At 70.1% G+C, this 20,897-nt stretch carries 13 protein-coding genes and 1 pseudogene; 9 read left to right on the top strand and 5 right to left on the bottom strand.

The window, feature by feature from the left end:
- Nucleotides 1–19: 19 nt before the first annotated feature.
- A pseudogene (locus tag AB0J02_RS03795) lies at nucleotides 20–244 on the top strand (hypothetical protein); the annotation flags it as partial.
- On the opposite strand, the gene AB0J02_RS03790 reads toward AB0J02_RS03795, so the two are convergent.
- Nucleotides 180–1,223, bottom strand: coding sequence for a bile acid:sodium symporter family protein (locus AB0J02_RS03790; protein WP_363191934.1), 1,044 nt, complete (start codon nucleotides 1,221–1,223; stop codon nucleotides 180–182). The pseudogene AB0J02_RS03795 and the gene AB0J02_RS03790 sit on opposite strands and share 65 nt — an antisense overlap.
- 124 nt (nucleotides 1,224–1,347) lie before the next feature.
- On the opposite strand from AB0J02_RS03790, the gene AB0J02_RS03785 reads away from it, so the two are divergent.
- Nucleotides 1,348–2,217: a LysR substrate-binding domain-containing protein gene (locus AB0J02_RS03785; RefSeq protein ID WP_363191933.1), complete on the top strand. Its 870-nt coding sequence runs from the start codon at nucleotides 1,348–1,350 to the stop codon at nucleotides 2,215–2,217.
- Nucleotides 2,218–2,238: 21 nt separating this feature from the next.
- Here AB0J02_RS03785 and AB0J02_RS03780 read toward each other — a convergent pair whose 3' ends face one another.
- Entirely contained in the window at nucleotides 2,239–3,210 is a 972-nt protein-coding gene (locus AB0J02_RS03780; RefSeq protein WP_363191931.1) for an AsnC family transcriptional regulator, read from the bottom strand.
- A gap of 136 nt (nucleotides 3,211–3,346) precedes the next feature.
- Here AB0J02_RS03780 and AB0J02_RS03775 point away from each other — a divergent pair, with 136 nt between their 5' ends.
- The 4 genes from AB0J02_RS03775 to AB0J02_RS03760 all read left to right on the top strand — a co-directional run bounded on the left by AB0J02_RS03775 (nucleotide 3,347) and on the right by AB0J02_RS03760 (nucleotide 8,789).
- Nucleotides 3,347–4,831: an MFS transporter gene (locus AB0J02_RS03775; RefSeq protein WP_363191930.1), complete on the top strand. Its 1,485-nt coding sequence runs from the start codon at nucleotides 3,347–3,349 to the stop codon at nucleotides 4,829–4,831.
- Between the two features lie 225 nt (nucleotides 4,832–5,056).
- A complete protein-coding gene (locus AB0J02_RS03770) occupies nucleotides 5,057–6,883 on the top strand; it encodes an AMP-dependent synthetase/ligase (protein ID WP_363191929.1) in 1,827 nt (608 codons plus the stop codon).
- Between the two features lie 130 nt (nucleotides 6,884–7,013).
- A complete protein-coding gene (locus AB0J02_RS03765) occupies nucleotides 7,014–7,805 on the top strand; it encodes an aldo/keto reductase (protein ID WP_363192193.1) in 792 nt (263 codons plus the stop codon).
- Between the two features lie 156 nt (nucleotides 7,806–7,961).
- Nucleotides 7,962–8,789 (top strand): phytanoyl-CoA dioxygenase family protein, encoded by an 828-nt coding sequence (locus AB0J02_RS03760; RefSeq protein ID WP_363191928.1) that lies wholly within the window; start codon nucleotides 7,962–7,964, stop codon nucleotides 8,787–8,789.
- On the opposite strand, the gene AB0J02_RS03755 is transcribed toward AB0J02_RS03760, so the two are convergent.
- Together AB0J02_RS03755 and AB0J02_RS03750 are read right to left on the bottom strand one after the other, a co-directional pair.
- Nucleotides 8,774–10,516 carry a glycoside hydrolase family 6 protein gene (locus tag AB0J02_RS03755; RefSeq protein ID WP_363191927.1) on the bottom strand — a complete coding sequence of 581 codons (1,743 nt, stop codon included), beginning with the start codon at nucleotides 10,514–10,516 and terminating at the stop codon, nucleotides 8,774–8,776. The two genes, AB0J02_RS03760 and AB0J02_RS03755, sit on opposite strands and share 16 nt — an antisense overlap.
- 52 nt (nucleotides 10,517–10,568) lie before the next feature.
- Nucleotides 10,569–12,059: a cellulose binding domain-containing protein gene (locus tag AB0J02_RS03750; protein WP_363191926.1), complete on the bottom strand. Its 1,491-nt coding sequence runs from the start codon at nucleotides 12,057–12,059 to the stop codon at nucleotides 10,569–10,571.
- A 285-nt stretch (nucleotides 12,060–12,344) separates the two neighbouring features.
- Here AB0J02_RS03750 and AB0J02_RS03745 point away from each other — a divergent pair, with 285 nt between their 5' ends.
- The 3 genes from AB0J02_RS03745 to AB0J02_RS03735 all read left to right on the top strand — a co-directional run bounded on the left by AB0J02_RS03745 (nucleotide 12,345) and on the right by AB0J02_RS03735 (nucleotide 18,690).
- Nucleotides 12,345–15,248, top strand: a complete 2,904-nt coding sequence (locus AB0J02_RS03745; RefSeq protein WP_363191925.1) for a glycoside hydrolase family 48 protein — start codon at nucleotides 12,345–12,347, stop codon at nucleotides 15,246–15,248.
- Nucleotides 15,249–15,356: 108 nt separating this feature from the next.
- The gene (locus AB0J02_RS03740) at nucleotides 15,357–18,011 is read left to right on the top strand and encodes a cellulose binding domain-containing protein (protein ID WP_363191924.1); all 2,655 of its coding nucleotides are present in this window, start codon (nucleotides 15,357–15,359) and stop codon (nucleotides 18,009–18,011) included.
- A gap of 145 nt (nucleotides 18,012–18,156) precedes the next feature.
- Entirely contained in the window at nucleotides 18,157–18,690 is a 534-nt protein-coding gene (locus AB0J02_RS03735) for a hypothetical protein (protein WP_363191923.1), read from the top strand.
- Nucleotides 18,691–18,892: 202 nt separating this feature from the next.
- Here AB0J02_RS03735 and AB0J02_RS03730 read toward each other — a convergent pair whose 3' ends face one another.
- Entirely contained in the window at nucleotides 18,893–20,767 is a 1,875-nt protein-coding gene (locus AB0J02_RS03730) for a rhamnogalacturonan lyase (protein WP_363191922.1), read from the bottom strand.
- Nucleotides 20,768–20,897 lie beyond the last annotated feature (130 nt).

Raw genomic sequence — 20,897 nt, 5'->3', positions numbered from 1 at the left:
CTCGTGGTGTTCGTCGCCCTCGTACGCGCTGTTCACCATGGCCGCGGGCGCCGCGGGGCCGACGACGGTGACCTCGTACTGGGTGTGCTCCCCCACCGGGCCCTGGCACGGGCCCGCGCGAGGGTTCGCGCCCCAACTGCCGGCCGGGACCGTCGCCGCGCACGACCCGCAGGCGCCCCTCAGCCGGAACGTGTCGCTGTACCGGCCTCGGTTCGTGTCTCTGCGGCTGACGCGGCCGGGGTGAGCAGCGGCTCCTCCGGGTCCTTCGCGCGGCGCTTGGCGATGACCGCGCACACCATCAGCTGCATCTGGTGGAAGAGCATCAGGGGCAGCACCGCGAGCGAGGCGTGCGCGCCGAACAGGACGCTCGCCATGGGCAGTCCGGAGGCCAGCGACTTCTTCGAGCCGGCGAACTGGACCGCGATCCGGTCCGCGCGGTCGAAGCCGAGGGCCTTGGCTCCGTACCAGGTCGCGGCCAGCATCACCGCGAGGAGCACGGCCTCGACGGCGAGCAGGCCGGCCAGCCGGACGGCGCTGACCTGGTGCCAGATGCCCTGCACCATGCCTTCGCTGAACGCCGTGTAGACGACGAGCAGGATCGAGCCGCGGTCGACGTACCCGAGGATCTTCTTGTGGCGGGCGATGAAGCCGCCGACCCAGCGGCGCAGCAACTGGCCCGCGAGGAACGGCACGAGCAACTGCAGCACGATCTTGACGAGCGAGTCGGCGGAGAAGCCCCCGCCGCTGTTGCCGAGCAGCGCCGCCGCGAGCAGGGGGGTGAGGACGATGCCGGCCAGGGAGGAGAAGGAGCCCGCGCAGATCGCCGCCGGGACGTTGCCGCGCGCCATCGACGTGAACGCGATCGACGACTGGATGGTGGAGGGGACGAGGGTGAGGAAGAGCAGGCCCTCGTAGAGGTTCTGCGGCAGCAGCACGGGGACGAGGCCGCGGGCGGCGAGGCCGAGCAGCGGGAACGCCACGAAGGTGCAGGCGAGCACCGTGACATGGAGCCGCCAGTGCCGTACGCCGTCCATCGCCTCGCGGGTCGAGAGTCTGGCCCCGTAGAGGAAGAAGAGGAAGGCGACCGCCGCGGTCGAGGCGCCGGAGGCGACGTCGGCGGCGGCACCACGGGCCGGGAGGAGTGCGGCGAGGCCCACTGTCCCGATCAACGCCAGGATGTAGGGGTCGATCGGCATCCAGGTCGGCCAGGTCAGGCGTTTCATTGGTTCCTTGCTCTCGGTTCAGGTCGTGCCCTCTTCATGGTCCTCCTCATCACCGTGATCGGGAATCCCGCATACCACTCTGACTGTGATCGTGTTCCGTGATGAGCGGGGGTAGGGTCGCGGCATGTACGACCCCGTGCAGTTGAGGACGTTTCTCGCCGTCGCTCAGACGCTGAGCTTCACGCAGGCGGCGCGCCGGCTCGGGCTGCGGCAGTCGACGGTCAGCCAGCACGTGCGGCGGCTTGAGGACGCGGCCGGGCGGACGCTGTTCACGCGGGACACGCACTCCGTGGAGCTGACGGAGGACGGGGAGGCGATGCTCGGGTTCGCGCGGCGGATCCTGGAGGTGCACGAGCAGGCGGCGGCGTTCTTCACGGGGACGCGGTTGCGCGGGCGCGTGCGGTTCGGCGCCTCGGAGGATTTCGTGCTGAGCCGGCTCACCGAGATCCTGGAGTCGTTCCGGCACGAGCATCCCGAGGTGGACCTGGAGCTGACGGTCGAGCTGTCGGGGACGCTGCACGAGCAGTTGGCCGCGGGGAAGCTGGATCTCGTCCTGGCCAAGCGGCGGCCGACGGATCCGCGCGGGGAGTCCGTGTGGCACGACCGGATGGTGTGGATCGGCTCCGAGCGGCTGCGGATCGACCCTGACCGGCCGGTGCCGCTGATCGTGTTCCCGCCGCCGGGGATCTCGCGGGCGATGGCCCTCGAAGCGTTGGAGCGGCACGGGCGGGCGTGGCGGATCGCCTGTACGAGCGGGTCGCTGAACGGGCTGATCGCGGCGGCCCGGGCGGGCCTCGGTGTGATGGCGCACTCGCGCGGGCTGATCCCGCCGGGGCTCGTACGGGTCCCCGACCGGGCCGGGCTGCCGGAGCTGGGGAAGGTCGACTTCGTGTTGCTGCACGGTGCCGCGGGGCGGGACACGGACGGTCCGGGCAGGGCCCTGGCGCAGGCGATTCTGGCGGGCTGGGACCGCCTGCACCGGGCTGCCCGGTAAACACCCGCTCGCCCCGCCCGCTCACCGGATGGGCGGTCGGTACGTCAGCTGCTTCACCCGGCGCATGAACGGGGCGGTCTCCACGTGTTCGACGCCCTCCAGGTGGCCGAGCTTTCCGCTCACGTACGCGTAGAGGTCCGCGGTGTCGCGGGCGACCACGGAGGCCACCACGTTCGAGGGGCCCGCGGTCGCGGCGGCGTAGGCGATCTCCGCGTGGTCGGCCAGGGCGCGGCCCACGGCGTCGAGATGGCGCGGTGCCGCGGTGATCCAGAGGATGGCCGCCATCCCGAAGCCGACGCGCAGCTGGTCGTACTCGAGGTCGATGTAGAGCGCGCCGGAGGCGCGGAGCTGGGCGAGACGGCGTTTGACCGCGGACTCCGACGTGCCGGTGGCGCGCTGGAGTTCGGGGTAGGTGGCGCGGCCGTGCTCTTTGAGGACGGCGAGGAGAGGGGCGTCCTCCGGGGTCGGGAGGGCCGGTTCGGCGGTGGGGACCGGCGGGCGCAGCTCCGCTCGCTGGTCCGCGGTGAGCGGGCCGTGCTTGCGCAGCCACCCCTGGGGGCCGCCGAAGAACCGGTGCAGCATCTGCAGGGCCCGGATCTCCACGATGTGCGGCGTGCGCGGCAGTTTGCCGAGCAGCAGGTCGTCGTGGTCCCCGCGGGAGCGCGGCAGCGTCGCGCAGACGACCTCCGTGCCGCCGGAGGTCAGCCCGATCCAGGCGGTGTCGGGGCGGCGGGCCAGGGCGGCCGCGATCGTCTCGGCGCCTTCCGGTGTGCAGCGCAGGCGCAGCATCCAGTTGTCCTGGCCGAGCCGCTGGCTGTCCTGAAGGCCGACGACGCGCAGCCCGCCGCCGGCGACGAGCCTGCGGTAGCGCCGGGCCACGGTCTGGTCGGAGACGCCGATGACCTCGGCGATCCGGCTGAAGGGGAGCCGCCCGTCCACCTCCAGGGCCTGGAGAATCTTGAGGTCCAGTTCATCGAAGGGCGTGGAATCCATCCCCCGAACCGCCTTTTTCTGTCGGATTCTGTCGGCACAGCATTACTGGCCATGGCGTTCCGCCGCTTCCGGCCCATCGTACGGAGGAAGCCGAGAAGACGAATGACGAACGAACGACGAGAGGCTGGAAGAGACGATGCGTACATGGGGGCCCTTGACCGCGGTCTGCCTGGGCACGTTCATGCTGTTGCTGGACGTGTCCATCGCCGTGGTCGCGCTGCCGGACATGGCCGGCGCGCTGCACGCCTCACTCAGTGATCTGCAGTGGGTGATGGACGGGTACGCGCTGGCGCTCGCCGCGCTGCTGCTCGGGACCGGCGCGGCCGCGGACATTCTCGGGCGGCGCCGGGTGCATGTGGTGGGCGTGGTGGTGTTCGCGCTCGCCTCGCTGGTGTGCGGACTCGCGAACGGGCCGGGGATGCTCGTCACCGCGCGGGTCGTGCAGGGTGTCGGCGCCGCGGCGATGTTCGCGACCACGCTGCCCATCATCGGCTCCGTCTACCAGGGGCGGCAGCGGTCCGTGGCCCTTGGTGTGTTCGGCGCGGTGAGCGGCGGCGCGGCCGCGGTCGGCCCGGTGCTCGGCGGGCTGCTGACCGAGGGGCCCGGCTGGCGGTGGATCTTCTGGGTCAATCTGCCGGTGAGCGTCGCGGCGGTGTGGCTGACGCTGCGGGCCGTGCCGGAGTCGCGCGGGCCGCGGGACCGGCGGATCGACTGGGCCGGGACCGGGACGTTCGCGGCGTTCGCCGGAGCGGCGACGTACGGCGTCATCCGGGCCGGCGAACGGGGCTGGGGCGAGCGGGGCGCGCTGCTCGCGCTGGGCGTGGCCGCCCTGGCTCTGGTGGCCTTCGTGGTCGTGGAGCGGGTCTCCGCGCACCCGATGCTCGATCTGGGGCTGCTGCGCAAGCCCGCGTTCCTGGGCGTGATGGTGGGCGCGTTCGCCTTCAACGCGGCCGCGTTCGGTGTGCTCCCCTACACCTCGCTGTGGCTGCAGACGCTGCTCGGGATGAGCCCGGTCCACGGCGGCCTGGTGTTCCTGGCGCTGTCCGGGGCGTCGATGGTGGTGGCGATCGCGGGCGGGAAGCTGCTGCACGGGGTACCCGCGCGGATCACGGTCGGCGGCGGGCTCGTGCTCATCGGGGTCGGCATGTGCTGCCAGGCCGTGCTGGACGCCGGGTCGACGTGGTCGGCGCTCGTGCCGGGCCTGCTGCTGACCGGCGTCGGCGTCGGTTTCGTCTCGCCGGGGATCGCGGGTGCCGCGCTCGCCACGGTCGAGCCGGCCCGGGCGGGGATGGCGGGCGGTTCGCTCAACACGTTCCGCCAGCTCGGGTACGCGCTCGGCATCGCGGTCTTCGGCACCGTGGTGATCTCGCGGATGCAGGACACCCTGCCGCGCGACGCCGCGCATGCCCTCGCGGGCGGCGGGGCGGGCGGCCTGCGCGGGCGGGTGCCGGAGCAGGCGCTGCACACGGCCTTCGCACAGGGTCTCAACTCGGCATCCGTGCTGGCCGGTTGCGTGGCGCTCGTCGCGGGCTGCGCCGTGCTCGTCCTGGTACGGTCCCCCAGGACGCCCGTTGCGGAACCGACCACTCCGCCCAAAACAGCGGTCGGGGCGCCTCAGTAACCTCTCCGTACAGATTCCGTGGAGACCGGTGAAGAGCGCCGGGAGATTACGCCACCGAAACTTACTGAAGCGTAAGTATTCTGTCCCGCCCCTTCCCTTGTGGCCGCATTTACCCGGCTGACCTGTGCATATTCCGCGCGCTTCCGGCGACTTGGTACCCCTCCCGCCGGGGCGCGCGGTCGGGTACCGTCACCGACGCTGTGCGGAGCGCCACAAGGAGCAACTTTGCGCGAGTTCACCAATCCCGCTCTGGCGTCGGCGCCGCCGGTGGGCGGCCTGGCCGACGCCGTTTTCGATCACGCCCTGGAGGATCCCTCACATATCGCCTTCGGTCGCAAGGACAAGCAGGGCCAGTGGCACGACGTCACGACGGCCCGGTTCCGTGACGAGGTGCTGGCCCTGGCCAAGGGCCTGCTCGCGCAGGGCATCCGATTCGGCGACCGCGTCGCGATCATGTCCCCCACGCGCTACGAGTGGACGCTGTTCGACTTCGCGCTGTGGACCGTCGGCGCCCAGGTCGTGCCCGTCTACCCCACGTCCTCGGCCGAGCAGGTCTTCTGGATGCTGTACGACGCCCAGGTGACGGCCGCGGTCGTGGAGCACGAGGACCACGCGATGACCATCGCCACGGTCATCGACCGGCTGCCGCACCTGCGCCGCCTGTGGCAGCTGGACTCGGACGCGGTCGGCGAGGTGACGGCGTCCGGCACCCACCTCGACGACGAGACGGTGCACCGGCACCGCCGCGCGGTCACCCCGGACTCGACCGCCACGATCATCTACACGTCCGGCACGACGGGCCGCCCCAAGGGATGCGTGATCTCGCACGCGAACTTCATGTTCGAGGCGGACACGATGGTGAACCGCTGGGAGCCGGTCTTCGCCTCCAAGCGGGACAACGTGGCGTCCACGCTGCTCTTCCTGCCGCTGGCGCACGTCTTCGGGCGGATGGTGCAGATCGCCGCCGTGCGCGGTGGCGTGAAGATGGGCCACCAGCCGCAGCTGAACGCGGCGGCGCTGCTCCCCGACCTCCAGGCGTTCCGGCCCACCTTCATCCTCGCGGTGCCGTACATCTTCGAGAAGGTCTTCAACGCGGCCCGTCGCAAGGCGGAGAAGGACGGCAAGTCGGGGCCGTTCGACAAGGCCGTGGAGTGCGCCGTGAAGTACGCGGACGCGCAGGAGGCGAAGGCGTTCGGCACCGGCCCCGGCCCGTCGGCCTCACTGCGCATGCAGCACTCGGTCTTCGACAAGCTGGTGTACTCCAAGGTGCGCGAGGCGATGGGCGGCCGCGTGCGGCAGGCGATGTCCGGCGGCTCGGGCATGGACCGGCGGCTCGGCCTGTTCTTCGCCGGCGCCGGCGTCGCCATCTACGAGGGCTACGGGCTGACCGAGTCGACGGCCGCGGCGGCCGCCAACCCGCCCGAGCAGACCCGCTACGGCACGGTCGGCAAGGCCATCCCGGGCACGACGATCCACATCGCGGACGACGGTGAGATCTGGCTCTACGGAGACAACATCTTCCAGGGCTACCTCAACGACCCCAAGGCGACGGACGCCTCGCTGCACGACGGCTGGCTGGCCACCGGTGACCTGGGCTCCCTCGACGAGGACGGCTATCTCACCATCACCGGCCGCAAGAAGGAGATCCTCGTGACCTCCGGCGGCAAGAGCGTCTCGCCGCAGCAACTGGAGGAGCGGGTCAGGGACCATCCGCTGATCGCGCAGTGCATCGTCGTGGGCAACGACCGCCCGTACATCGCGGCGCTCGTCACGCTCGACTCGGAAGCCGTCGAGCACTGGCTCGGCATGCGCGGCAAGCAGCTGATGACCCCCACCGACCTGGTGCGCGACGGCGACCTGGAGATGGAGGTGCGGCGCGCGGTGGTGGCCGCCAACACGCTCGTCTCGCAGGCGGAGTCGATCCGTACGTTCCGCATCCTGGCGCACCAGTTCACCGAGGAGCACGGGCTGCTGACCCCGTCGCTGAAGCTGAAGCGCAAGTCGATCGAGTCGGCGTACGCGGCGGAGGTCGACGCCCTGTACCGGGGATGATCCGGCCCCGGACCACAGGAATGCGGGTACGTCTGTGATCGTTGACCATGGGAGTACCACCAACCGACGACGTAAGGATCGACACCTCGTGAGCAAGGTCCCCCCGATCATCCTGAACAACGGCGTCGAGATGCCGCAGCTCGGCTTCGGCGTGTGGCAGGTGCCGGACGACGAGGCCGAGAAGGCCGTGGCGACGGCCCTGGAGGCCGGGTACCGCAGCATCGACACGGCGGCCGTCTACCGCAACGAGGAGGGCACGGGCAAGGCGATCGCCGCGTCCGACGTGCCCCGCGAGGACCTCTTCGTCACGACGAAGCTGTGGAACGCCGACCAGGGACACGACGCGACCCTGCGCGCCTTCGACACCTCGCTCGACAAGCTGGGCCTCGACTACGTGGACCTGTACCTGATCCACTGGCCGCTGCCGTCCAAGGACCGGTACGTGGACACGTACAAGGCGTTCGAGAAGATCTACGCGGACGGCCGCGCCAAGGCGATCGGCGTCTCGAACTTCCTGCCCGAGCACCTCGACCGGCTGATCGGCGAGACGTCCGTCATTCCGGCCGTCAACCAGATCGAGCTCCACCCGCACCTGCAGCAGCACGTCTCCCGCGAGAAGCACGCGGAGCTGGGCATCGCGACCGAGGCCTGGTCGCCGCTCGGCCAGGGCAAGGGCCTCCTGGAGGTCCCGGCGATCGTCGCGATCGCGCAGAAGCACGGCCGTACGCCCGCGCAGGTCGTGCTGCGCTGGCACGTCCAGCTGGGCAACGTGGTGATCCCCAAGTCCGTGACGCCGTCGCGGATCAAGGAGAACATCGACGTGTTCGGCTTCGAGCTGGACACCGAGGACCTGGGCGCGATCAGCGCCCTCAACGAGGACCGCCGCCTCGGCGCCGATCCGGCGAAGTTCGACGTCGTCTGAGCCTCGACCGACCCCTTCGCGCGACCGGGCCACCGGCGCGGGCACCTGTGGTGTCCGCGCCGGTGGCCCTGTGCATGCCGTGGCGTCAGGCGCGTACGGGAACCGGTGGGAAAAATGGCGGGCGCCTGGACGTCGCGGCGGGCCACGATGGGGCGTATGGACGACGATGCGTGCGATGGCCCGGCCCTGGTGTCCCGCTTCCTGCGGGAGGGCTTCGTGAAGCTGGAGGGCGCCGTGGCGCCGCGGGTCGCCGCGGACTGCGCGCGGTTGCTGTGGCGCGAGACGGAGTGTGATCCGGACGATCCCGCGACCTGGACGCAGCCGGTGCACTGGGTGCCCGGGATGGCTCAGGGGCCGTTCGCCGCCGCCCCCAACTCCCCTGCCCTGCACCGCGCTTACGATCTGCTCGTCGGCGAGGGCCGCTGGGAGCCCCGGTATTCGCTGGGCACCTTTCCGCTGCGGTTCCCGCACGAGGAGGAGCCCGCCGACGCGGGCTGGCACATCGAGGGGAGCTACCTTCCCGAGGGCGAGAGCTGGTACTTCACGAACCTCTGGTCCCGTGACCGTGCGCTGCTGATGCTGTTCCTGTTCAGCGAGGTCGGGGAGGAGGACGCGCCGACCCGGATCCGCGTCGGGTCGCATCTCGACGTGCCCAAGGTGCTGGAGCCGTACGGGGAGGCGGGGGCGAGCGGGCTGACGCTCGCACCGGATCTTGTGGCGGCCTCCGCGCACCGGCCGCTGGCGTACGCGACGGGCTCCCCCGGCGATGTCTATCTGTGCCATCCGTTTCTGGTGCACTCGGCGCAGCCGCACCACGGGACGCGGCCGCGCTTCCTCGCCCAGCCTCCGCTGCTGCCCGCCGCCCCCTTCGAGCCGGACCGGGCCGACGGGGCGTACTCCCCCGTGGAGATCGCCATCCGCCGGGGCCTGGGGCGGGACACCCCCGGCCCCGACGGAGAGCGGCGCGCCTACAGCGCGGGGTAGGCGTTCTTCATGAGCTCCTGGAACTGGGCGGAGAACCAGTGCCCGGACAGCGGCGCGTTCGGCAGCGCCCCGGACAGGTGGTTGTTGTTGCGCGGGTTGCCCGTGTACGTCGGGTCGCACATGCGGTCGAAGCCCTTGCCCTCGTCGTTGTCGACGGCGGTGCTCGAACCGTCGGACTCGCCCGGCGGCTTCATCCACACGTACGCGTCGATACCGGTGGCCGGGTTGGCCCGCGGCCGCTCACCGAGGCCGGCGCCGGACTGGTTGCACCAGTTGCCGAGGTGGATGCGGCGGTCGTAGCGCCCGCCGTCCACGTACGTGTCGACGTCGGACTTGGCGCCGGGTCCCGCGGGCCGGGCGGTGCCGCCCCAGCCGTTGCGGGAGGTGTCGATCAGCATGCCGAGGTTCTGGTCGAAGCCGAGGGAGACCAGCTTGGTGCGCATGGCCTGGGCGTACGACAGCTCATCGGTGTAGCGGTTCCAGTCGACCCACTTCGACTGGCGGACCGAGACCCCGTTCACGGAGTCGTCGATGGTGAAGTTGTTCTCCTTGAGGGCGCTGTAGTTGGCCGTGTTCACGATGAAGCCGTGGACGTCGGACAGCTGCGCGCCGTTGCTGGTGGCGACTGTCTTGAACAGGTCGGCGGAGGCCCCGAAGTTGTCGTCCCAGCCGAGCCAGCCGTGGTGGCCCGCGTCGATGTAGTTGTAGACGTTCGGGATGTCACCGAGCTTGTCGAGGGCGTAACCGACGCCCTTCTGATAGTTGCCGTTCGCCTTCATCGTGTCGCAGTTGGGCGTGGCCGTCGCGCGCGGCGTGACGTTGGTGACGAGGTTGGGCAGCGAGTCGATCTCTATCGTCGTGACGATGCGCAGGCCCGCGTACTTGGGGTCGGCGAGGATCGCGGCGATCGGGTCGATGAAGTCGCTCTTGTACCTGTCGATGTCGTTCGGGCCGAGTTCGCCGTTGGAGGCGAGGGCGGCGCAGTCGCGGCCCGGCAGGTCGTAGACGACGAGCTGGACCACTTCTTCGCCGCTGCCCTTCTGGGTGAGGGCGTCGTCGAGGTGGTCGCGCAGGCCCATACCGCCGCTCACGCCGTTGATCGCGGCGATGCGGTCGAGCCAGACACCGGTGGGCTGGTTCGAGATCTTGGTCCCGCCGGGTTCGGCGGCGGCCTTCTCGGCCCACTCCGGGTTCACGTACACCTTGGCGCCCGCGTACGGGTTGTCGACGCGGTCGGACGGATCCGTCGGGTCGGTCGGGTCCGTGGGGTCGGTCGGGTCGGTCGGGTCCGTGGCCCCGTTGCAGGTGACGCCGTTCAGCTTGAACGTGGTGGGCAGGGCGTTGCCGCCGCTGTAGGAGCCGTTGAAGCCGAAGGAGGCGGAGGACCCGGTGGCGAGGGAGCCGTTGTAGGAGGCGTTCTTGGCGGTGACGGCGGTGCCGGACTGGGTGATGTCGGCGTTCCAGCCGTTGGTGACCTTCTGGTTGCCGGCGAAGGACCAGCTGAGGTTCCAACTGCTCACTGCGGCGCCGTTGTTGGTGACGGTAACGGCGGTGGTGAAGCCGCTGTCCCACTGGTTCTGCACCTTGTAGTCGACGCTGCAGCCGGCGGCCGCGGCTCCCACGGCGACGTCGGCGGGCAGTGCGGCGGCGGTGCCCACACAGGCGGCGCCGGTGAGGGCGAGGGCGGCGAACACGGCGGTGCCGGCTCGCGATCTGATACGGCTCATGGTGTGCGGTGTCCCTTTCCTGAGGTGAGGGGGGTCTTGTAGGGAGGGGTGGTCATCCGTTGAGGGCGCGCAGGTGATCCCGCAGGCCGATCCCGAAGGCGGTGGGCGTTCCGTCGTACGAGCTGATGAGGGACGGCCCGGAGGAGCAGTCCCAGGTGTTCCAGGTCCAGCCGAGATACGACAGCTTCCGGTCGTCGAACCACTTCATGACGCGGTCGACGAATCCGTGCGAGCAGGTGTTCTCGCCGATCTCTCCTGCCACCAGCGGGACTTGTGCCGCGACGGGCGCGAGCGTGGAGTCCCAGCAGCTCTCGGTGGCGCAGGTGTTGAAGTTGTAGACGTGCCAGGCCGCGGCGAGATTGCCGGCCGGGTCGTCGGGCCGGTGGGCGAGCCACTGTCCGAGGTCGTTGGAGTAGGCGAGGCCGCCCGCGAGGATCACGTTCTTGGCGCCCGCGGCACGTACCGCGTCGACGAGGTCCTGCATGCCGGCGACTTCGTAGCCGATGCCGGGGCAGGTGCCGCCGTCCTTCCAACAGGCCCACGCGTCCGAGAGGTTCGAGGTCGCGCGGTCCGGATACGGCTCGTTGAAGAGGTCGAAGGCGACCGTCGGATCGTCCTTGAAGGTGCTCGCCACCGAGGACCAGAAACCGGGCGCGTACTGGGCGTCCGGCATCGGCTTCTGGCAGGTCGCGTGGATGTCGGAGCAGCCTGCCGAGTTGCCGGTGTACTGGCCGTACGACCAGTGCATCTCCAGGATCGGTGTCATGCCGTGTGCTTTGACCTTGCTGACCAACTCCTTGATGGCGGACTGGTAGTTGACGCCCGCGTACTCGGGTTTGATGTTGTCGAGGCCGAGCCAGCACTCCTCGTTGAGCGGGATCCGGACGGCGTTCGCCTTCCAGTCGGCGATGGCCGCGACGGACGCGTCGTCGACCGGGCCGTCGAAGATCCCGTAACCCTGGACGCACATGAACTCGGCTCCGGAGCGGTTCACACCGAGGATGCGGCGCTGGGCGCCGGAGGCGTCGACGAGCTTGTTCCCGGACACCTTCAGGGCCGGGGCGGTGCCGTCGCCACCCGGATCCGTCGGGTCGGTCGGGTCGGTCGGATCCGTCGGGTCGGTGACGTCGGTGTTGCAGGCCGTGCCGTTCAGCTTGAAGGCCGTCGGCACCGTGTTGGCGCCGGACCACGACCCGATGAACCCGGCGGAGACGCTCCCGCCGGAGGCGAGCGCGCCGTTCCAGGACTCATTGTTCGCGGTCACGGCCGTGCCGGACTGGGACCACTTCGCGGCCCAGCCCTGCGTGACCTTCTGGCCGTCGGCGAAAGCGAAGGTCAGGCTCCAACTGTCCTTCGCGGCACCGTTGTTGGTGACCTTCACGGCGGCCTGGAAGCCGCTGTCCCACTGTCCGGTGACGGAGTACTCCACCGAGCAGGCGGGGGCGGCCGCGGACGCGGCGGTGGTCAGGGGGACGAGCGCGGCCGCCGAGACGGCACACGCGAGCAGCAGTGCGGGTAACGCATGACGCGGGGGGTGTCGCATGAGCGACTCCTTGCAGCTCGGGCGCGACCGGCACAGGCCGGCGCGTCGACTGATGGAATCGCTCCCACTGGTTGCTGGTGGACTGTAGAGAAGGAACTGCCGTCAAGCAACAGACGCGTTACGAATTCCCTCTGTCGAAATAATTCGACTCTTCAAGCCTCTTGACCCTCATTTCCCTCTTCCCCATCCTTGGGAGCGCTCCCACTGGTTCACAGGTTGTGACGCCCACGTCACAGCCGCACCCCCACGCCCCCCGCTCACTGAACCGCAAGGAGGAACCCCGGCATGCCCAAAAGACCGGCCCCGCGGTTGTGGACCGCTGTCGCGGCCGCCCTGGCACTACCGCTCGCCACCCTCGCCGCACTGCCGACTGCCGCTCAGGCGGCGGGAGTTCAGTGCAACGTCGACTACAAGACCAACGACTGGGGTTCCGGCTTCACAGCCGATCTGACGATCACCAACCGCGGCAGCGAGGCGATCGACGGCTGGACCCTCACCTACAGCTACGCCGGCGACCAGAAACTCACCAATGGCTGGAACGCCACCTGGTCGCAGTCCGGAAAAACGATCACCGCGAAAAGCCTCTCGTACAACGCGAAGATCGCGGCGGGCGCCGCCACCTCGACGGGTGCCCAATTCACTTACAGTGGCGCGAATTCGGCGCCCACCGATTTCGCGATCAACGGCACGACGTGCGTGGGCGCCCATCAGCCCCCGGTCACGGTGCTCACCAGCCCGAAGGCCGGCGCGGTCTACTCGGCGGGCGACGCCGTCCCGCTCGCCGCCACCGCCGCCGCGGCCGACGGAGCGAGCGTCACCAAGGTCGAGTTCTACGACGACACGACGCTGCTCGGCACGGACACGTCCGCGCCGTACGCGCTCTCCGCGGACAGCCTGGCGGCCGGAACGCACTCCCTGTACGCGAAGGCGTACGACAGCCAGGGCGCGTCCGGCGAGTCGACGCCGGCCGGCATCACGGTCGCGGCCGGCCCCGCCGTGGTCGCGACGCCCTCCCAACTCGGGGTACAGCAAGGCAAGTCGGGCACTTTTGACGTGAAGCTGTCGACACAGCCCGCGTCGAACGTCACGGTCTCGGTGGCCCGCACGAGCGGCAACACCGGCCTGTCCGTCGCCTCCGGCGCGAGCCTGGCCTTCACGCCCTCGAACTGGAACACCGCGCAGAAGGTGACGGTCGCGGCCGACTCCTCGGGCACGGGCGCGGCCACCTTCACGGTGACGGCCCCCGGTCATGCCAAGGCCGCGGTCACGGTCACCCAGCTCGCCGCCGCCAAGACGTACGACGCCCGCTTCCTCGATCTCTACGGGAAGATCACCAACCCGGCGAACGGCTACTTCTCGCCGGAGGGCGTCCCGTACCACTCGGTCGAGACACTGATCGTCGAGGCGCCGGACCAGGGACACGAGACGACGTCGGAGGCGTACAGCTACCTCCTGTGGCTGCAGGCCATGTACGGCAAGGTCAGCGGTGACTGGTCGAAGTTCAACGGGGCGTGGGCCCTCATGGAGAAGTACATGATCCCCACGCACGCGGACCAGCCGACGAACTCCTTCTACAACGCCTCGAAGCCCGCGACGTACGCGCCCGAGCACGACCTGCCGTCCCAGTACCCGGCGAAGCTCGACCCCTCGGTCTCCGTCGGCACCGATCCGATCGCGGCGGAGCTGAAGAGCGCGTACGGCACGGACGACGTCTACGGCATGCACTGGCTGCAGGACGTCGACAACGTCTACGGCTACGGGAACGAGCCGGGCCAGTGCGAGGCGGGCCCGGCCGCCACCGGCCCTTCGTACATCAACACGTTCCAGCGCGGCGCGCAGGAGTCGGTGTGGGAGACGGTGCCGCAGCCGACCTGCGACGCCTTCAAGTACGGCGGCAAGAACGGGTACTTGGACCTGTTCACCGGCGACTCGTCGTACGCCAGGCAGTGGAAGTTCACGAATGCGCCGGACGCCGACGCCCGCGCGGTGCAGGCCGCGTACTGGGCCGACGTGTGGGCCAAGCAGCAGGGCAAGGGCTCCGACGTCTCGGCGACCGTCGGCAAGGCCGCCAAGATGGGCGACTACCTGCGGTACTCGATGTACGACAAGTACTTCAAGAAGGTCGGGAACTGCGTCGGCACGAGCACGTGCCCGGCCGGCACCGGCAAGGACGCCTCGCACTACCTGATGTCCTGGTACTACGCATGGGGCGGCGCCACCGACACCTCGGCGGGCTGGGCCTGGCGCATCGGTTCCAGCCATACGCACGGCGGCTACCAGAACCCCCTCGCGGCGTACGCGCTCTCCTCGGTCGCCGACCTGAAGCCCAAGTCGGCCACAGGGCAGGCCGATTGGGCCAAATCGCTCGACCGGCAGCTGGAGTTCTACCGCTGGCTGCAGTCGGACGAGGGCGCCATCGCCGGCGGCGCGACGAACAGCTGGGGCGGCAGCTACGGCACCCCGCCGTCCGGCACTCCGACGTTCTACGGCATGTACTACGACGAGGCACCCGTCTACCACGACCCGCCGTCGAACCAGTGGTTCGGCTTCCAGGCGTGGTCGATGGAGCGCGTCGCCGAGTACTACCAGCAGACGGGCGACGCCGACGCGAAGGCGGTCCTGGACAAGTGGGTCGACTGGGCCCTGTCCAAGACGACCATCAACCCCGACGGCACGTACCGCATCCCGTCGACGCTCCAGTGGTCGGGCAAGCCCGACACCTGGAACGCCTCAACGCCCGGCGCCAACACGTCACTTCACGTCACCGTCGCCGACTACACGGACGACGTCGGGGTCGCGGCCGCCTACGCGAAGACCCTGACGTACTACGCCGCCAAGTCCGGTGACACGCAGGCGAAGACGACGGCGAAGGCGCTGCTCGACGGCATGTGGGACCACGACCAGGACGCGCTCGGTATCGCCACGCCCGAGACACGGTCCGACTACAGCCGGTTCGACGACCCGGTCTACGTGCCCGGCGGCTGGACGGGCACGATGCCGAACGGCGACAAGATCGACTCCTCGTCGACCTTCGCGTCGCTGCGCTCCTTCTACAAGGACGACCCCAACTGGTCGAAGATCGAAGCCTACTTGGCGGGCGGCGCGGCACCGACGTTCACGTACCACCGGTTCTGGGCCCAGGCGGACATCGCGCTCGCCATGGGTTCGTACGCGGAGCTGCTCGAATAACGCCCCGCTGACGGCGGCTCCGTGCACATCGGGCCGGGCGGCTCCTCCCCAGGGGCCGCCCGGCCCTCTCCCTGGCTCCACTCCTCCCCCCTCCCATGGAGAATCCCCATGCGCAGACCCCGCTTGCCCATGGCAGGCGTACTCGCCCTCGTGGCAGGCCTGTTGACGTCCGGCGCGGCGACGGCGGCCGAGCCGCCGACCGAACCGCACAGGTCCGTGGCCGCCGACACGTACACCTGGAAGAACGCCCGCATCGACGGCGGCGGCTTCGTCCCCGGCATCGTCTTCAACCGCACCGAGAAGAACCTCGCCTACGCCCGCACCGACATCGGCGGCGCCTACCGCTGGGAGCAGGACACCAGTTCCTGGACCCCGCTGCTCGACTCGGTCGGCTGGGACGACTGGGGCCACACGGGCGTCGCCTCCCTCGCCTCGGACTCCGTGGACCCGGACAAGGTGTACGCGGCCGTCGGCACGTACACGAACGACTGGGACCCCGGCAACGGCGCGGTCCTGCGCTCCGCCGACCGCGGCGCGACCTGGCAGAGGACGGACCTCCCCTTCAAGCTCGGCGGCAACATGCCGGGGCGCGGCATGGGCGAACGCCTCGCCGTCGATCCGCACGACAACAAGGTGCTGTACCTGGGCGCGCCCAGCGGCAAGGGACTGTGGCGCTCGACGGACGCGGGCGTGACCTGGTCGCAGGTCACTGCCTTCCCCAACCCCGGCACCTACCGCCAGGACCCGTCCGACACATCGGGTTACGCGTCCGACCTCCAGGGCGTGGTGTGGGTGACGTTCGACGAGTCGACGGGCTCGGGCACGTCCCGCACGCAGACGATCTACGCGGGTGTGGCGGACAAGGACAACGCGGTCTACCGCTCGACGGACGCGGGCGCGACCTGGCAGCGGGTCGCGGGCCAGCCCACCGGATACCTCGCCCACAAGGGAGTCCTGGACGCGGAGAACGGCTACCTCTACCTCGCGTACAGCGACACGGGCGGCCCGTACGACGGCGCGAAGGGCCAGGTGTGGCGGTACGCGACGAGGACCGGCGAGTGGAAGAACATCAGCCCGGCCGCGGAGGCGGACACGTACTACGGCTTCAGCGGACTGACTCTCGACCGGCAGCACCCGGGCACGGTCATGGTGTCCGGGTACAGCTCCTGGTGGCCCGACACCATGATCTTCCGCTCCACCGACAGCGGCGGTACGTGGACGAAGGCCTGGGACTACTCCTCGTACCCGGACCGCGCGAACCGCTACACGATGGACGTCTCGTCGGTCCCCTGGCTGACCTGGGGCGCGAACCCGACCCCGCCCGAGCAGACGCCGAAGCTGGGCTGGATGACAGAGGCGCTGGAGATCGACCCGTTCGACTCGGACCGGATGATGTACGGGACGGGCGCGACGGTCTACGGGACCGAGGACCTGGGGAAGTGGGACACCGGCGGCACCATCTCCATCACCCCGATGGTCAAGGGCCTGGAGGAGACAGCGGTCAACGACCTCGCCTCCCCGCCGTCCGGCGCGCCGCTGCTGAGCGCGCTCGGCGACATCGGCGGCTTCCGCCACACGGACCTGACGAAGGTCCCGTCGATGATGTTCACGAGCCCGAACTTCACGACCACGACCAGCCTGGACTTCGCCGAGTCGAAGCCGGCCACGGTGGTGCGCGTCGGCAACGTCGACGCGGGCGCGCACATCGCGTTCTCGACCGACAACGGCGCCAACTGGTATGCGGGCAGCGACCCTTCGGGCGTCACGGGCGGCGGCACGGTCGCGGTGTCGGCGGACGGCGGCCGGTATGTGTGGAGCCCGGAGGGCGCGGGCGTGCAGACGGGCTCGGGCTCGTCGTGGACGGCGTCGGGCGGGGTACCGGCGGGTGCGGTGGTCGAGTCGGACCGCTCCGACTCCCAGACCTTCTACGCCTTCAAGTCCGGTACGTTCTACGCGAGTTCGGACGGCGGGGCGACGTTCGCGGCGAAGGCCTCCAGCGGGCTGCCCACCGACGGGCCGGTGCGGTTCAAGGCGGTGCCGGGCGCGAAGGGTGACATCTGGCTGGCGGGCGGTTCGACGCAGGGCGCGTACGGCCTGTGGCACTCGACGGACGGCGGCGCCACGTTCACCAAGCTCCCGAACGTCACCGAGGCGGACACGGTCGGCTTCGGCAAGGCGGCGCCGGGCGCGAGCCATCAGACGCTCTTCACCAGCGCGAAGATCGGCGGCGTCCGCGGCATCTTCCGCTCCACGGACGCGGGCGCGACCTGGACGCGGATCAACGACGACGCCCATCGGTGGGGCTGGACGGGCGCGGCCATCACGGGTGACCCGCGTGTCTACGGCCGGGTCTACGTGTCGACGAACGGGCGGGGCGTCCTCTACGGCGACACGGCGGACACGCCCACGCAGCCGGGCGACGGGGACGGCGGCTCCGGCGACGCCGCCTGCAAGGTCACGTACAAGGTCACCAATGAGTGGCCGGGCGGTTTCCAGGCGGACGTGACGGTGACGAACACGGGCACGACGGCGTGGGACGCCTGGTCCCTGTCCTGGACCTTCCCGGACGGCCAGCGGCTGACGCAGGCGTGGAACGCGGAGGCGAGCCAGTCGGGTGCGTCGGTGACGGCGAGAAATGTCGCCTGGAACAGCAAAGTCGCGGCAGGCGGCTCGGTGGCCTTCGGGTTCACCGGGAGCCGGTCGTCGGCGAACGGGGCGCCGTCGGCGTTCAGCGCAGGCGGTAAGGAGTGTGCGAAGGGCTGACAGGCGAGCCCGACCGCGCGGCGCGGCCGGGCGCCGGGAGGCGCCCGGCTGGTCACAAAAACATCACCTGTTCTTCATGCCACTTACACACTTTGCACACATGGCCCTAGGCTCACTCCCTCACCACCGGCCCAGGGGGGACACCATGGCCAATCCGTACACACCCGCACCACCGCCCGGACCTGGCGTCCGCGCCACACCGCGATGGGCACGCAAGCGCATCGTGCTTCCCGCCATCGGCGTCGCGTTGCTGCTGGGTGCGGGCATCGGCGCCGCCGGTGACGGCGGCACGGGAGACGGCAGCAGCACGGTGGCGACGGACCGGGCCCGGCCGACGACCACCATCACGGCGACAACCACGGCGACGGCGACAGCAACCGAGACGGCGACTCCCGAGCCCGCGCCGACGGTGACCACCACGGAGACCGTGAAGGTCAAGGTCACCGTCACCACGAAGCCCGCCGCGGGCTCCGGGTCGACGGGCGGCGGCGGTGGCAGCAGCGGTGGCGGTGGCGGGACCGGGTCCGGCACGTGCTCGATCGTGTCGAACGCCGGCAACTGCTACGCGGCCGGTCAGTTCTGCCGCAACGTCGACCACGGCGCCTCCACCACCACGGCGAGCGGCACGGCGATCACCTGCCGGTACAGCGGGAGCGCCTGGCGCTGGACCAGCGGCTGACGGACGTCTCGTCCCTCACGCGGTATGCCGATCGACTGCTGCGCGATCTCGGCGCCGCTGCCGCCCATTCCCCGTGATCCCCCGTGGTGTCGGTGGTGGCGGACCGGTCAACAGCGGTGATCGACTGGCCACCTTGCACCCACGGGGCATCACCGGGAACAGCGATCTCAGTACATAGCTGAGACAACTCGACGCTGTCGCTTCAGGGAGTGGTGATCGCGGGTCGCGGCGCCGTCGGCATGCCCGACCCGATGAAGAAGCTCGGGTGCGGGGGCTGGTTGTAGGCCGTGTTCTGCCAGGCCAGGGCTGTGCGGTACTGCGTGTCGTGGAGGAGCGTGGTGATGCGGGTGGAGGTTTCCAGCGGGGTCGAGTAGATGCGTAGGGCCGTGTTGTTGGTGGTCGGCCACACCACCTCTTCGCGCCAGTCGCCGAGGATGTCGCCCGACAGGGCCGGGGTCGCCTTCGTGCCGTTGTCGGAGTGGACGTCCGAGCCCGTCAGGAGGCGGGTGTCGGACGATGTGCCGTACTTGTCGATGTGGGTGCCGTCGAGGAGTTCGCGGGTGGTGTCGCCGTCCCACCAGGACAGGAAGTTCGTGGAGGACGGCTTGCGGGAGGAGACGACCGTGCCCTTGGGGCCGCGGATACCGGACTCGGCCGACGACCAGGACTCGGCGCCCGCGCTGCCGGACCAGATGTCGCCGGAGACGCCGCGCCCGTTGTCCCCGTTGGCGCCGGTCGACCAGAGGACGGCGCCGGTCTTCGCGTCGGCCATCCAGGACGACGGCTTGGAGCTGTCCTCGTCGACCTTGAACTCCTCCAGGCCCGCGCGGGACGGGTCGAGGTCGCCGACGTGCATGGCGTCGCCGTGGCCGTTCTTCGTGGTCCACAGGGCGGAGCCGTTGTCGTCGACGGCCATCGCGCCGTAGACGATCTCGTCCTTGCCGTCGCCGTCGACGTCCGCGACCGACAGCTGGTGGTTGCCCTGGCCGTCGTACCCCTTGCCGCTGTTCGTCGAGGAGTTGGTGTCGAACGTCCAGCGGCGCGTGAACGTGCCGCCGCGCCAGTCCCATGCCGCTATCACGGACCGCGTGTAGTAGCCGCGCGCCATGATCAGGGAGGGGCGGGAACCGTCCAGGTAGGCCGTGCCCGCGAGGAAGCGGTCGACGCGGTTGCCGTACGAGTCGCCCCACGAGGAGACCGTGCCGCGCGCGGGGACGTAGTCGACGGAGCCCATCGCGGCGCCCGTCTGCCCGTTGAACATCGTCAGGTACTCGGGGCCGGACAGGACGTAGCCGCTGGAGTTGCGGTAGTCCGCCGAGGAGCTGCCGATGACCTTGCCCTGGCCGTCGGTCGTGCCGTCGGCCGTCTTCATGGCGACCTCGGCCTTGCCGTCGCCGTCGTAGTCGTACACCTGGAACTGCGTGTAATGCGCGCCCGAGCGGATGTTCCTGCCCAGGTCGGCGCGCCACAGCCGGGTGCCGTCCAGCTTCACGGCGTCGACGATCGTGTTGCCGGTGTAGCCGGACTGGGAGTTGTCCTTGGCGTTGGTGGGCTGCCACTTGAGGACGAATTCGAGGACGCCGTCGCCGTCGAGGTCGCCGACGGACGCGTCGTTGGCCTCGTAGGTGTAGGCGACGCCGTCGGGGGTGGTGCCGCCCGCGGGCGGGGAGATCGGTACGTCCTTGTAGCCGGTGCGGAACTGGATCGCGTGCGCGGAGTCGGCCTGCTCGGTGCCGTTGACGATGGCGCGGACCGTGTAGTCGGCGGAGTTCGGGGCGCCGGAGTGGAAGAAGTTCGTGGAGCCGGTCACGGGGGTCGCGTTGACCTTCGTACCGGCGCGGTAGACGTTGAAGGAGACGGTGTCCGGGTCCGTGCCGAGCCAGCGCCAGGTGATGAGGTTGCCGGCGTCGGTGTGCACGCTGACCAGGCCTCGGTCGAGTCTCTCGGCCTGCCGTGCGGTGGCCGCGGACGCGTGGTCGGTGGGCAGCAGGGTCAGCCCGGCGACCGCGAGGGCGGCTGCCGTGGTGGTGGCGAGCAGCAGGCGGCGAGGTCTGCGGTGAGAGCGGGGACGGGGCATACGGAAGCTCCTGGGGGTCGGAACGCGCGGGTGGGTCACACACCGTCAGTTGCCGCTGTCGCTCCAACAGTTGCCGCTCGCGTGCGACGTCGCCGCCCGAGCGCTCCGATCCGGAATTCCCGCCTTACGT

The organism is Streptomyces sp. NPDC050264, from assembly GCF_040655895.1.
In the GTDB taxonomy this organism is placed as follows: domain Bacteria; phylum Actinomycetota; class Actinomycetes; order Streptomycetales; family Streptomycetaceae; genus Streptomyces.
Note: the sequence above shows the minus strand (reverse complement) of the source record. Positions and strands in the feature narration are given on the sequence as shown.

Excerpts from the sequence above, each read along its gene's own strand:
- AB0J02_RS03760 (WP_363191928.1), top strand. The coding sequence starts at position 7,962 with ATGGACGACGATGCGTGCGATGGCCCGGCCCTGGTGTCCCGCTTCCTG.
- AB0J02_RS03785 (WP_363191933.1), top strand. The coding sequence starts at position 1,348 with ATGTACGACCCCGTGCAGTTGAGGACGTTTCTCGCCGTCGCTCAGACG.
- AB0J02_RS03740 (WP_363191924.1), top strand. The coding sequence starts at position 15,357 with ATGCGCAGACCCCGCTTGCCCATGGCAGGCGTACTCGCCCTCGTGGCA.
- AB0J02_RS03750 (WP_363191926.1), bottom strand. The coding sequence starts at position 12,059 with ATGCGACACCCCCCGCGTCATGCGTTACCCGCACTGCTGCTCGCGTGT.
- AB0J02_RS03745 (WP_363191925.1), top strand. The coding sequence starts at position 12,345 with ATGCCCAAAAGACCGGCCCCGCGGTTGTGGACCGCTGTCGCGGCCGCC.
- AB0J02_RS03730 (WP_363191922.1), bottom strand. The coding sequence starts at position 20,767 with ATGCCCCGTCCCCGCTCTCACCGCAGACCTCGCCGCCTGCTGCTCGCC.
- AB0J02_RS03775 (WP_363191930.1), top strand. The coding sequence starts at position 3,347 with ATGCGTACATGGGGGCCCTTGACCGCGGTCTGCCTGGGCACGTTCATG.
- AB0J02_RS03735 (WP_363191923.1), top strand. The coding sequence starts at position 18,157 with ATGGCCAATCCGTACACACCCGCACCACCGCCCGGACCTGGCGTCCGC.
- AB0J02_RS03790 (WP_363191934.1), bottom strand. The coding sequence starts at position 1,223 with ATGAAACGCCTGACCTGGCCGACCTGGATGCCGATCGACCCCTACATC.
- AB0J02_RS03765 (WP_363192193.1), top strand. The coding sequence starts at position 7,014 with ATGCCGCAGCTCGGCTTCGGCGTGTGGCAGGTGCCGGACGACGAGGCC.
- AB0J02_RS03755 (WP_363191927.1), bottom strand. The coding sequence starts at position 10,516 with ATGAGCCGTATCAGATCGCGAGCCGGCACCGCCGTGTTCGCCGCCCTC.
- AB0J02_RS03780 (WP_363191931.1), bottom strand. The coding sequence starts at position 3,210 with ATGGATTCCACGCCCTTCGATGAACTGGACCTCAAGATTCTCCAGGCC.